9 protein-coding genes are annotated in these 12,697 nt (G+C 68.6%); 7 read left to right on the top strand and 2 right to left on the bottom strand.

The genetic code is table 11. The annotated features are described in order from the left end of the window. The first annotated feature begins 321 nt into the window (after window positions 1-321). From ACPUER_RS31050 to ACPUER_RS31025, 6 genes are all read left to right on the top strand, one after another. Window positions 322-4,521 carry a YhdP family protein gene (locus ACPUER_RS31050; RefSeq protein WP_425132971.1) on the top strand — a complete coding sequence of 1,400 codons (4,200 nt, stop codon included), beginning with the start codon at window positions 322-324 and terminating at the stop codon, window positions 4,519-4,521. A 51-nt stretch (window positions 4,522-4,572) separates the two neighbouring features. Next, the gene (locus tag ACPUER_RS31045) at window positions 4,573-5,400 is read left to right on the top strand and encodes a carbon-nitrogen hydrolase family protein (RefSeq protein WP_034182786.1); all 828 of its coding nucleotides are present in this window, start codon (window positions 4,573-4,575) and stop codon (window positions 5,398-5,400) included. Window positions 5,401-5,485: 85 nt separating this feature from the next. Then, entirely contained in the window at window positions 5,486-6,952 is a 1,467-nt protein-coding gene (tldD, locus tag ACPUER_RS31040; protein WP_021163847.1) for a metalloprotease TldD, read from the top strand. 397 nt (window positions 6,953-7,349) lie between these two features. Next, window positions 7,350-8,423 (top strand): 3-deoxy-7-phosphoheptulonate synthase AroG, encoded by a 1,074-nt coding sequence (gene aroG, locus ACPUER_RS31035; RefSeq protein WP_310138151.1) that lies wholly within the window; start codon window positions 7,350-7,352, stop codon window positions 8,421-8,423. A gap of 126 nt (window positions 8,424-8,549) precedes the next feature. Then, window positions 8,550-8,819: a type II toxin-antitoxin system Phd/YefM family antitoxin gene (locus ACPUER_RS31030; RefSeq protein ID WP_072436275.1), complete on the top strand. Its 270-nt coding sequence runs from the start codon at window positions 8,550-8,552 to the stop codon at window positions 8,817-8,819. Continuing rightward, window positions 8,816-9,205, top strand: a complete 390-nt coding sequence (locus ACPUER_RS31025; protein WP_425132970.1) for a type II toxin-antitoxin system VapC family toxin — start codon at window positions 8,816-8,818, stop codon at window positions 9,203-9,205. Before ACPUER_RS31030 ends, ACPUER_RS31025 begins: the two co-directional genes overlap by 4 nt. An 85-nt stretch (window positions 9,206-9,290) precedes the next feature. Here the strand turns inward: ACPUER_RS31025 and hmpA are convergent, their stop codons facing one another. Beyond that, the gene (gene hmpA / locus ACPUER_RS31020; RefSeq protein ID WP_310138158.1) at window positions 9,291-10,499 is read right to left on the bottom strand and encodes an NO-inducible flavohemoprotein; all 1,209 of its coding nucleotides are present in this window, start codon (window positions 10,497-10,499) and stop codon (window positions 9,291-9,293) included. 94 nt (window positions 10,500-10,593) lie between these two features. Continuing rightward, the gene (locus tag ACPUER_RS31015) at window positions 10,594-11,145 is read right to left on the bottom strand and encodes a cob(I)yrinic acid a,c-diamide adenosyltransferase (RefSeq protein WP_425132969.1); all 552 of its coding nucleotides are present in this window, start codon (window positions 11,143-11,145) and stop codon (window positions 10,594-10,596) included. Window positions 11,146-11,282: 137 nt separating this feature from the next. On the opposite strand from ACPUER_RS31015, the gene ACPUER_RS31010 reads away from it, so the two are divergent. Beyond that, complete coding sequence (locus ACPUER_RS31010) at window positions 11,283-12,692, top strand: FAD-binding oxidoreductase (protein ID WP_425132968.1); 1,410 nt, start codon at window positions 11,283-11,285, stop codon at window positions 12,690-12,692. Window positions 12,693-12,697 lie beyond the last annotated feature (5 nt).

The following is a 12,697-nucleotide window of genomic DNA, read 5'->3' as shown; positions in this document are numbered from 1 at the left end:
CCACCTGCCCGGCCAGCGCGGGCCGCGCGGCGGCCGCGCGCGCGATATAACGGGAATAAGACGTGCTGATCAGGGCGGAAGCGTCGGTCATCGAGAAGCGGGCCTGGCGGTAAGGCCGGCCGGCGCGGGCATACGCGTGTGCGCCCCGCTGCCGGCCGGCCCCATGGACTCGGCGCGGCATCGCGGGACGCGCGTGCGTCCGCCGCGAAACCGCGCGCCGGAAAGCCCGTGCCGTGCGGCCGCAACGGCCGCCGGCACGAACCCATGTGATACATTTCAACGTCAATCTGCAAAACTACCATATCGCCGCCCGTCCGCCGCATGTCCGACCGTCAGGAATCCGCCGTAGCTGAGCCCGAAGCGGGACCTCCGAAGCACGATCATCCGGTCCTGCGTCGCGTGTTCAAGGTGACGCTGGCAGTCGGGATTGGCACTTACTTCGTTGCGGCCGGCACGTTCCTCGGGCTGCGCTACGTGCTGCTGCCCCGCATCGACGAATTCCGCCCGCGCATCGAGCGTGTCGTGTCCGACAAGCTCCACACGCAGCTTTCGATCGGCAAGCTTTCCCCGAACTGGTCCGGCATGCAGCCGGGCGTCGAACTCACGAACCTGACGATCCGCGGCCGTGACGGCAAAGTCGCGCTGTCGGTGCCGCACGCGACGGCCGCGCTGTCGTGGATGTCGCTGCTGCGGCTGTCGCCCGCGCTGTCGAGCCTGATCGTCGACCAGCCCGACCTCGTCGTCGCGCGCGCGGCCGACGGCTCGCTGAGCGTCGCGGGCGTCGGCGTGGCGACCACCCACGGCGGCAGCGACACGTTCGGCACGTGGCTGCTGAGGCAGGAAGCAATCGTGCTGCGCGGCGGCACGCTGCGCTGGCGCGACGCGCAGCACGACGCGCCGGAGCTCGTGCTGTCGGGCATCCGGATCGCAGTGCTCAACGACGGTCGCGTACACAAGGCCGCGCTGCAGGCGCCCGCGAACGGCACGCTGCTGCTCGGCCCGCTCGATTTCCGCGCGCGCTTCACGCACAAGGTGCTCGCGCCGGTCGGCAAGCCGTCGAACTGGACCGGCGACGCTTACTTGTCGACAGGCCCCGTCGACCTGCAGACGCTCGCCCGCTACCTCGACATACCGCTCATGATCCACGCGGGCCGAATCGACAACGCGATCTGGGCGACCTTCAGCGACGGCCACCTGCGCTCGGCGGGCGGCGACCTGCAGGGTGCCGACGTCGCGCTGCGCGTGCGCCCGACGCAGCCGCGGCTCGACGTGCCGACGGTCGGCTTCGGCTGGGACATGGTGCTCGATGCCGGTCACGACTACACGCTGCACCTGACGCGCTTCAACGCGGAGCTCGGCCAGCCGCCGCTGCCGGACGGCACGCCGCTCGCTCGCTCGCTCGCGCTGTCGACGCTGACGGCCCGCTACCGCGTGCCGACGGCCAGCCAGGGGCAACTGATCAGCGTCGTCGGCGACCGCGTCGATCTCGGCATCCTCAGCGAATTCATCCGCGGGCTGCCGCTGCCGGCGCACCTGCGCAACGAGCTGATCAAGATCGACCCGCGCGGGATGGTGTCGAACTATCACATCGAGGTCGAGCGCGCGAAACCCGCGCGGGCCGAGCTCGCCGACGAGGAGCGGCGCACCGGCGCCGCACCGGTCGTCCGCTACCGCTTCCTCGGCGACCTGCAGGGCATCAGCTTCGCCGCGCAGGAGCCGCCGCCGGGCCTGTCGCCGCGCGGCCACCCGCGTGCCGGCTGGCCGGGCGTCGAGAACCTGTGGGGCCGCGTCGATGCGAACGAGACGGGCGGCGCCGCGCACTTCGACACGGTCAACGCGGCCGTCACGGTGCCCGGCGAGTTCGACGAGCCGCGCCTGACGTTCGACCGGCTGCGCGGCAACGCCAAATGGGCGATCACGCCCGCGCCCGGCGACAAGCACGCGCGCGTCGACGTGACGCTGCCCGACCTGCTCGTCTCGAACCCCGATGCAGAAATCGCGGTGTCGGGCTCGTACACGAACCCCGGCCACGGCCGAGGCTCGCTCGACCTGCGCGCCGATTTCGCGCGCGCGTCGGTGGCGCGCATTCCGCGCTACCTGCCGACCGGGATGTCCGAGCACCTGCGCAACTATCTCGGCCACGCGCTGCAGGACGGCAAGGTGACCAAGGGCGCGTCGATCGTCGCCCGCGGCCCGCTCGAGAAATTCCCGTTCGAACACGAGCCGGACGCCGGCGTGTTCCACATCGTCGCGCCGTTCACCGGCGGCCGCTTCGAGCCGACGCCGTATCCGCCGCGCAAGCTCGCGAACGGCACGCCGAGCGTCTGGCCGGCGCTCGACGGGATCGACGGCGTGTTCGAGCTCGCGCAGAACAAGCTGCGCTTCGACATCGACCGCGCGCACTACAAGCGCGTCGCGCTGACGAAGGTCGCGGGCCGCATCGACGATCTCGGCCGCCCGGCCGATTCGCCGCTCGTGATCGAAGGCCATGCGAACGGCCCGCTCGCCGACCTGCTCGACTACGCGGACAACAGCTCGCTCGGCGCGATGAGCGGCCATGTGGCGCAGCGGCTCGACGCGCAGGGCCCCGCGGCGCTGTCGCTCAAGCTGACGATTCCGCAGCGCATCGCACACAAGCACACGGCCATCGAAGGCGCGCTCGCGTTCGGCGGCAACACGCTGTCGGCCGACGGCGTGCCGCCGCTGTCCGCGCTGCGCGGCCAGGTCCGCTTCACCGATGCCGGCGCGTCGCTGCACGACCTGTCGGGCCGATTCCTCGGCGGTCCGGTACACGCGAACGGCAGCTTCCGGTCGCACGGCCCGTACGCGGTGGACGTCGACGGCCGGCTCGCGCTCGACGCCGCGCGCGGGCTGAACCTGCACGGCGCGGCCGCGGCGCTGCTCGAACATGTGATCGGCGACGCGCCGTACAAGGTCGCCGTGCGCGGCGTGCCGGGCCGCCTGCCCGACGTCGCCGCGCGCTCCGACCTGACCGGCGTCGCGCTGGACTTCCCGGCGCCGTTCGCGAAAGCGGCCGGCACGCCGATGCCGTTCAGCTTCACGCTGCAGCCGGCGCCGCAGGCGGACGGCAGGCGCCTCGAACACGCCGACCTGACGCTCGGCCCCGTGTCCGCGACCTACCTGCTCGACGCGACGCGCGGCCAGCCGCTGCGCGCGGTGCGCGGCGCGATGGGCATCCACCGGATGCCCGACATGCCGCAGGACGGCGTGAGCGCGGCCGTCGACGTCGACGAACTCGATGCCGACGCGTGGCTCGCGCTCGCCCGCACGCTGAAGCCCGACACGCCGCGCGCGCCGGAGCCGCAGGCCGCGCCGCGCGTCGATCTCGCGAGCTTCGCGCCGAAGCGCTTCGCGTTCCACTTCGGCACGCTGAAGCTGCTCAAGCGCAACTGGGAAAACGTGATCGTCGGCGCATCGCACGTCGACGAGCTGTGGCAGGCGAACATCGCGTCGAACCAGGTGTCGGGCTACCTGTCGTGGGCGCCGGGCGGCGGCCATAACGGTGCGGGCGTATTGAACGCACGGCTCGCGAAGCTCGTGATTCCGGACAGCGCGCAGCAAGACCTCGTCGGCCGCGCGATGAACCTGCCGACGCCGACCGACCGCCCGATACCGTCGATCGACCTGATCGTCGACCAGGTCGTCGCGCGCGCCCACGACATCGGCCGCCTCGTCGTCAACGCGCGCAACATCGACGAAGACGGCACGCCCGTGTGGCAGCTCGACAAGCTGGAACTGTCGAATCCGGCCGCGAAGCTGACGGCGACCGGCAACTGGCGCACGTCGCGTCGCGCGCTCGCCGGCGGCGCCGACGAAAACGATGCGCCGCGCCGCACCGTGTTCGACTTCAAGCTCGACATCGACAACGCGGGCGCGCTGCTCGACCGCGTCGGCCTGCCGCGCACGCTCGCGGACGGACACGGCACGGTAACGGGCAAGGTCGGCTGGCGCGGCGGCCCGACCGCGGTCGACTTCCCGTCGCTCGGCGGCCAGGTCGCGCTCGACCTCGAGCACGGGCAGATCCTGAAGGTCGATCCGGGTGCGGCGAAGCTGCTCGGCGTGCTGAGCCTGCAGAGCCTCGCGCGCTTCCTGACGCTGAATTTCCGCGACGTGGTCGGCAAGGGGCTGCCGTTCGACAAGATCACGGGCACCGGCCGGATCTCGAACGGGATCGCGCGCACCGACGACTTCTCGATGACGACGGGGCCCGCGAACGTGACGGTGCGCGGCGCGGTCGACCTCGGCGCCGAAACGCAGGACCTGCACGCGCACGTCGCACCGAAGATCGGCGCCGGCACGGCGGCGATCGCAGCCGCGATCGTCAATCCGCTGCTCGGCGTCGGCGTGCTGGCCGCGAACTACGCGCTGTCGGAGACGCTGTCGCGCGCGTTCGCGCTCGACTACGCGATCACGGGCTCGTGGGCGCACCCGCACATCGAGCGGGTGCGGGGCGATCAGGGTAAGATGAATCACGGTCCGGCCGATGCAACGAACCATTGAGTTCCGCGCGCTGCCGGGCCGCACCCCATTTATGACGCAACCGATCCCGCGATGACCGACCACACCCGTTCCGCCACGCCCTTTCGGGTCGCCGCGCTGCAGATGGTGAGCACGCCGGACGTCACGCGCAATCTCGCCGAAGCCCGCCGCCTGATCGCGGAAGCGGCCGGCGAAGGCGCGCAGCTCGTGCTGCTGCCCGAGTATTTCTGCTTCATGGGCCACCGCGACACCGACAAGCTCGCGCTCGCCGAACCCTACCAGGACGGCCCGATCCAGCGCTTCCTCGCGGACGCCGCGCGCCGCCACGGCATCTGGGTGATTGGCGGCACGCTGCCGCTGAAGGCGCCGGAGCCCGATCGCGTGCTGAACACGACGCTCGTGTTCGATCCGTCCGGCAACGAGGCCGCGCGCTACGACAAGATCCACCTGTTCAACTTCGAGAAAGGCGACGAGTCGTTCGACGAGGCGCGCACGATCCGCGCGGGCGATACGGTCGTCGCGTTCGACGCGCCGTTCGGGCGGGTCGGCCTGTCGGTCTGTTACGATCTGCGCTTTCCGGAGCTGTATCGCAGGATGGGCGACTGCGCGATGATCGTCGTACCGTCGGCGTTTACGTATACGACGGGCCGCGCGCACTGGGAAACGCTGCTGCGCGCGCGGGCCGTCGAGAACCAGTGCTACGTGCTCGCGGCCGCTCAGGGCGGCAAGCACGAGAACGGCCGGCGCACCTGGGGCCACAGCATGCTGATCGACCCGTGGGGCGAAGTCGTCGCGGTCCGCGACGTGGGCGCAAGCGTCGTGCTCGGCGCGATCGATCCGCAGCGCATCGCCGACGTGCGCCAGAGCCTGCCCGCGTGGCGGCACCGCGTGCTGACCTGAATCCGCCGCACCGCTTGAAACGCCGCGCGGCCCACCCATCTGCCCAGAAGCACCCGACAACTTTTTGAGAAACCCCGATATCCGCATGAACATCATCGAACCCGGCATCCGCAACCTCGCGCTGGCGAAGGACATCCTGCTCACGCCGTACGGCCTCGACGAAAGCCTGCTCACGCGCACGATCGCCGACATCTTCACGCATCGCGTCGACTACGCGGACCTGTACTTCCAGGCGACCCGCAGCGAAGCGTGGAGCCTCGAGGAAGGCATCGTCAAGTCGGGCAGCTTCAGCATCGACCAGGGCGTCGGCGTGCGTGCGGTCGCGGGCGACCGCACCGCGTTCGCGTATTCCGACGACCTGTCGCCGGAAGCGATCGCGCAGGCGGCCGCGGCCACCAAGGCGATCGCGGCGGCCGGCGGCGGCCGGCAGAAGATCAAGGCGGCGACGTCGCTGAAGGGCATCTCGGGCCGCGACCTGTACCTGCCGTCCGACCCGCTCGCGTCGCTCGACGCGACGGCCAAGGTCAAGCTGCTCGAGCGCATCGAGCAGATGGCGCGCGGCCGCGACCCGCGCGTCACGCAGGTGATGGCGGGCCTCGCCGGCGAATACGACGTCGTGCTCGTCGCGCGCAGCGACGGCGCACTCGCGGCCGACATCCGCCCGCTCGTGCGCGTCTCGGTCACGGTGATCGCCGAACAGAACGGCCGCCGCGAGATCGGCTCCGGCGGCGGCGGCGGCCGCTTCGACTACGGCTACTTCACCGATGAAGTGCTGTCGCGTTACGTCGACGACGCGGTGCACGCGGCACTCGTGAACCTCGACGCCCGCCCCGCGCCGGCCGGCGCGATGACGGTCGTGCTCGGGCCGGGCTGGCCGGGCGTGCTGCTGCACGAGGCGATCGGCCACGGCCTCGAGGGCGACTTCAACCGCAAGGGTTCGTCGGCATTCGCGGGCCGGATCGGCGAACAGGTCGCGGCCAAGGGCGTGACCGTCGTCGACGACGGCACGCTGCCGAACCGCCGCGGGTCGCTGAACATCGACGACGAAGGCAACCCGACGCAGTGCACGACGCTGATCGAGGACGGCATCCTGAAGGGCTACATCCAGGACACGCTGAACGCACGCCTGATGAAGATGCCGGTCACGGGCAACGCCCGGCGCGAGTCGTACGCGGCGCTGCCGATGCCGCGCATGACCAACACGTACATGCTGAACGGCGACAAGGATCCGCAGGAAATCATCGCGTCGGTGAAGAACGGCCTGTACGCGGTGAACTTCGGCGGCGGCCAGGTCGACATCACGAACGGCAAGTTCGTGTTCTCGGCGTCCGAGGCGTACATGATCGAGAACGGCAAGATCACCTACCCGGTGAAGGGCGCGACGCTGATCGGCAGCGGCCCCGAATCGCTGAAGTACGTGAGCATGATCGGCAACGACATGTCGCTCGACACGGGCGTCGGCGTGTGCGGCAAGGAAGGCCAGAGCGTGCCGGTCGGCGTCGGCCAGCCGACCCTGCGGATCGACAAGATGACGGTCGGCGGTACGGCATAACCGCATCGCGGCGCAGACAATCCGCGTATTTTGAAGAAAACGCGCGGATTGTCCGCATTTTCGACGCCTCCCGGTTGCCAGCCGCTCAGCGACGGGGTATAAATTCCGAATCAACTTTTTTGACGAACCGAATCTCCGTCATGTCCGCCAAGTTTTATTTTTACTTTTTTTGGCATCTCAGACCGCTGGCGGATCGAGAGGGTTGATGGCGCGTAAAGCGCAACCGAAATTCCCGAAAAAACCGCCGGCGAACCCGGCGGTTTTTTTTCGCCCTTCGCCACCCGGTCGCCGCCGCAGCGGTCCCGCGGCCCCGACCGAAACCACTGAATCGCTTGAATTGATGAATCTGCCGCACGCGCACTGACCGAACGGCGCCCGCAAAATTAGGAGAAACAGCATGCCCCCGCACAATACCGACGACGTCCGCATTCGCGAACTCAAGGAACTGACGCCGCCCGCCCACCTGATCCGCGAATTCGCGTGCTCCGAAGCCGCGTCCGAGCTGATCTACAACTCGCGCCAGTCGATGCACCGCATCCTGCACGGGATGGACGACCGGCTGATCGTCGTGATCGGGCCGTGCTCGATCCACGATACGAAGGCGGCGATCGAATACGCGGGCCGGCTCGTGAAGGAGCGCGAGCGCTTCAAGGGCGAACTGGAAATCGTGATGCGCGTGTACTTCGAGAAGCCCCGCACCACGGTCGGCTGGAAGGGGCTCATCAACGATCCGCACCTCGACAACAGCTTCAAGATCAACGAAGGGCTGCGCACCGCGCGCGAGCTGCTGCTGCAAATCAACGAGATGGGGCTGCCGGCCGCGACCGAATACCTCGACATGATCAGCCCGCAGTACATCGCCGACCTGATCTCGTGGGGCGCGATCGGCGCGCGCACGACCGAGTCGCAGGTGCACCGCGAGCTCGCGTCGGGGCTGTCGTGCCCGGTCGGTTTCAAGAACGGCACCGACGGCAACGTGAAGATCGCGGTCGACGCGATCAAGGCTGCATCGCAGCCGCACCATTTCCTGTCGGTGACGAAGGGCGGCCACTCGGCGATCGTGTCGACGGCCGGCAACGAGGATTGCCACGTGATCCTGCGCGGCGGCAAGACGCCGAACTACGACGCGGACAGCGTGAACGCCGCCTGCGCGGACATCGGCAAGGCCGGCCTCGCCGCGCGCCTGATGATCGACGCGAGCCACGCGAACAGCTCGAAGAAGCACGAGAACCAGATCCCGGTGTGTGCGGACATCGGCCGCCAGATCGCGGCGGGCGACGAGCGGATCGTCGGCGTGATGATCGAGTCGCATCTCGTCGAAGGCCGTCAGGACCTGAAGGAAGGCTGCCCGCTGATCTACGGCCAGAGCATCACCGATGCATGCATCGCGTGGGACGACAGCGTGAAGGTGCTCGAAGGCCTCGCGGAGTCGGTCAAGGCGCGGCGCGTGGCGCGCGGCAGCGGCAACTGACAAGCACGAGCAGGCTGAATCGGCATGGCCCACGCCTGCCGGCAGGCTGGCCATCTGGCCGGCCTGCAGTCGGCGATCTGCCCTGCTAGACTAGCTAACATTGCCTAGCTAATCAGGATGCCGACCATGCCGACCGTCAATATGCACGATGCCAAGTCACGGCTATCGAGCCTTGTCGAAGCTCTCGAGCTGGGGCGCGAATCCGAAGTCGTTATCGCTCGCAACGGCCATCCGGTCGCCCGAATCGTCCCCTACGTGGCACCCAAGCGGATCGGGGCAGCCCGCCAGTTGCTGGCCGGACTGAACATCCCGACCACGGTGGAGGCATTCAACGCCGGCGACGAATCGATCGCCAGCGACTTCGACGCCAGCGCGGAACGAGGGCTCGCACCGTGAAGCTGTTGCTCGATACGCATATCGCGCTCTGGGCTGCCGAAGGCGCTCCCCAATTGTCGCCGACTGCGGTCGCGCTGATCGAAGCTCCCGAGAACACGTTGTACGTCAGCGCCGCATCCATCTGGGAAATCGCGATCAAGTACCGCAAGGGCAACCTTCCTGTCCATCCGCGCGACGCACGCTCGGCGTTCCGGCTCGCCGGCTTCGCGGAGTTGCCGATCAGCAGCGATCACGTCGAAGCAGTCGACGCGCTGCCCGATTTCCCGGACCACGCCGACCCGTTCGATCGCGTGATGGTCGCGCAGGCACTCCACGAAGGCATGCCGCTCGTCAGCGCCGATCCGAAGGTGTGGCGCTACCACGCGACCCTGATGTTGCGCGCCTGACGTCATTCGCGCGGCATCGCAAGCGATAAAAAAAGCCTGGCTTGCGCCGGGCTTTTTCGTTTGCCGCAGATCATCCTTCAGCGCATCACTCGAGCGCGCCCGAGCCGAAGATTTCGGTATTGATGCGCTCCGGCGCGACGCCGAGCGCGACCAGCGCATCGCGTTGCGCCTTCATGAACGCGATCGGGCCGCAGATGTAGTAGTCGGCGTCCGGCACCAGCGCGAATCCCTTCACGCGTTCCGGCGTAAGCCGCCCTTCGAGGTCATGGTCGATCCCTGCGCGATCGTCCGGGCCGACCAGTTCGTACAGCACCGTGCGCCTGACGTTCGCATGCTCGCGCACCGCATCGTTCAGCCACTCGCGGAACGCGTGCACCGCGCCTGAACGGCATGCATGGATGAAACGCACCTCGCGCTTGCTGCCTTCTGCAACCAGCGTCGACGCCATCGACACCATCGGCGTCAGGCCGACGCCGCCTGAGATCAGCACGACCGGCGTATCGACACCGCGCTTCAGCGAGAATTCGCCCATCGGCGCAGTCACTTCGACGATCGCGCCCTCCTCCACGCCGTCGTGCATCAGCGTCGACACCTTGCCGGCCGGGATCGCCTCGGGCCGGCCCGACTCGCGCTTCACCGAGATACGCAGCCACTTGCCGTGCGGCGCGTCGGACAGGCTGTACTGGCGCGGCTGGTCGACACCGAGATCGCCGACGAAGCGCTTCACCGTGACGTACTGTCCCGGCTCGAAGGTCGGCGCCGCGCCGCCGTCGGCCGGGCTCAGGTAGAACGACGTGATCTCGTCGCTCTCGCGCACCTTGCTCGCCACCTTGAACGGGCGGAAGCCGCTCCACGCGGCGCCCGCGTACAGGTCGGCCTCGGCGCCGATCAGGATCTGCGCGAGCTGGCCGTACGCGACGCGCCAGGCTTCGAGCGTGTCGGCATCGACCGCGTCGCCGAGCACTTCGACGATTGACGCGAGCAGGTTCTCGCCGACGATCGGGTAATGCTCGGGACGGATGTTCAGGCTCGCGTGCTTGTGCGCGATGTGCGACACCGCACCGCCGAGCGCGCCGAGATTGTCGATGTTCGCCGCATACGCATAGACCGCCTTCGCGAGCGTTTCCGGCTGGCTGCCGGTCTTCTGGTGCGTCTGGTTGAACAGGTTTTTCAGTTCCGGATGGCGCGCGAACATGCGCTGGTAGAAATGCTTCGTGATCGTCGCGCCGTGCACGGCGAGGACAGGGGCAGTGGCCTTCACGCGAGCCATCTGGTCAGCGGTGATCTGGGTCATGTTCGTTCTCCGTTAAACATGCTCATACGATACATGTTTAAAAATCGACTTCACCCAGACAAATTGTCGCAGTACGCAAAAGCGCCACGGCGCGCTAGCGGACGCGCCCGCGCTCCCACAGCACGTCCGTCCCGCCGTCGGCACGGTTCAGCACGCGCGCCAGCACGAACAGCAGGTCGGACAGCCGGTTCACGTATCGCCGCGGCGCATCGTTGAGCGTTTCGCCGCGGCCGAGCGCGACGATCGAGCGCTCCGCGCGGCGGCACACCGTCCGGCACACGTGCGCGAGCGATGCCGCGCGCGAGCCGGCCGGCAGGATGAATTCCTTCAGCGGCTGCAGCGTCGCGTTGTAGTCGGCGAGCCACCGGTCAAGGCGCGCGAGATGCGTGTCGTCGAGCACCGCATGGCCGGGGATGCACAGCTCGCCGCCGAGATCGAACAGGTCGTGCTGGATCGTGACGAGCGCGGTGCGCACGTCGTCCGGCAGCGTCTCGGCGAGCAGCACGCCGAGGTTCGAGTTCAGTTCGTCGACGTCGCCGATCGCCGCGATCCGCACGTCGTCCTTGCCGATGCGCCGTCCGTCGCCGAGGCCGGTGGTGCCGTCGTCGCCCGTGCGCGTCGCGATCTTGCTCAAGCGGTTGCCCATGCGAATGTCCTCTCGTACGCGGCCGCAACGCGGCCCGGTTGGGTTGAAACACGATTATCGCAGCCCGCGGCGGGGCTCGCAGCGGGCGTTACAGCGTAGAATGGATCGAAAGTTCGACAAGCAGTCAGGAGACATTCGTGAATCACCCCGCCCCGCCTGCCGCCACGCGCCGCCCGCTTCCCCCCGCCATGCTCGATGCGCTGCGCGCCGCGTTCGGCGAGCGCGTGTCGACCGCCGACGCGGTCCGCGAGCACCACGGCCGCGACGAATCGCCGTTCGATCCGCAACTGCCCGATGCCGTCGTGTTCGCGCACAGCGCGGACGACGTGCGCGAAGCCGTGTCGCTGTGCTCGCTCTACAGCGTGCCGCTGATCCCGTACGGCGCCGGCTCGTCGCTCGAAGGCCACCTGCTCGCGGTGCGCGGCGGCGTATCGCTCGACCTGTCCGAAATGAACCGCGTGCTGTCGATCAACGCCGAAGACCTGACCGTGACGGTCGAGCCGGGCATCACGCGCAAGGCGCTCAACGAAGCGCTGCGCGACACCGGCCTGTTCTTCCCGATCGACCCGGGCGCCGACGCCAGCATCGGCGGGATGACCGCGACCCGCGCATCGGGCACCAACGCCGTGCGCTACGGCACGATGCGCGAGAACGTGCTCGGCCTGACCGCCGTGCTCGCCGACGGCCGCGTCGTGAAGACGGGCTCGCGCGCGCGCAAGTCGTCGGCCGGCTACGACCTCACGCGCCTGTTCGTCGGCTCCGAAGGCACGCTCGGCGTGATCATCGAGATCACGCTGCGGCTGCACCCGCTGCCCGAAGCCGTGTCGGCCGCGATCTGCACGTTCCCGACGATGGGCGACGCGGTGCGCACCGTGATCGAGACGATCCAGATCGGCGTGCCGATCGCGCGCGTCGAATTCGTCGATTCGCTCGCCGTGCGCTCGATCAACCGCCACTCGAACCTGACGCTCACCGAAGCGCCGACGCTGTTCTTCGAATTCCACGGCACCGAGGCCGGCGTGAAGGAACAGGCCGAACTCGTGCAGGCGCTCGCCGGCCAGAACAACGGCCAGGGCTTCGAATGGGCGACCCGCCCGGAGGACCGCAGCCGGCTCTGGGCCGCGCGTCACAACGCATATTTCGCGATGCTGCAATTGAAGCCGGGCTGCCGCGCGGTGACAACCGACGTCTGCGTGCCGATCTCGCAGCTCGCCGCGTGCGTCGAGGAAACCGAAGTCGACCTGCGCGCGTCGTCGCTGCCCTGCCCGATCGTCGGCCACGTCGGCGACGGCAATTTCCACGTCGCGATCCTGATCGATCCCGACAAACCCGAGGAAATCGCCGAAGCCGAGCACATCAACGACCGGATCGTCGAGCGCGCGCTGCGCCTCGGCGGCACCTGCACGGGCGAGCACGGCGTCGGACTGCACAAGATGCGCTTCCTGCCGAAGGAGCACGGCGACAACGCGATCGACACGATGCGCGCGATCAAGCTCGCGCTCGATCCGCGCAACCTGATGAATCCCGGCAAGATTTTCACGTGCTAAGACGG

This window comes from Burkholderia sp. DN3021 (assembly GCF_049805555.1).
Classification (GTDB): Bacteria; Pseudomonadota; Gammaproteobacteria; order Burkholderiales; family Burkholderiaceae; genus Burkholderia; species Burkholderia pyrrocinia_C.
The sequence above is the reverse complement of the archived record's forward strand: the minus strand, read 5'-3'. Positions and strand labels throughout refer to the sequence as shown.

Bases quoted from the DNA above. Each gene is read 5' to 3' on its own strand.
- ACPUER_RS31050 (WP_425132971.1), top strand. From the start codon at position 322: ATGTCCGACCGTCAGGAATCCGCCGTAGCTGAGCCCGAAGCGGGACCT.
- ACPUER_RS31045 (WP_034182786.1), top strand. From the start codon at position 4,573: ATGACCGACCACACCCGTTCCGCCACGCCCTTTCGGGTCGCCGCGCTG.
- tldD (WP_021163847.1), top strand. From the start codon at position 5,486: ATGAACATCATCGAACCCGGCATCCGCAACCTCGCGCTGGCGAAGGAC.
- aroG (WP_310138151.1), top strand. From the start codon at position 7,350: ATGCCCCCGCACAATACCGACGACGTCCGCATTCGCGAACTCAAGGAA.
- ACPUER_RS31030 (WP_072436275.1), top strand. From the start codon at position 8,550: ATGCCGACCGTCAATATGCACGATGCCAAGTCACGGCTATCGAGCCTT.
- hmpA (WP_310138158.1), bottom strand. From the start codon at position 10,499: ATGACCCAGATCACCGCTGACCAGATGGCTCGCGTGAAGGCCACTGCC.
- ACPUER_RS31015 (WP_425132969.1), bottom strand. From the start codon at position 11,145: ATGGGCAACCGCTTGAGCAAGATCGCGACGCGCACGGGCGACGACGGC.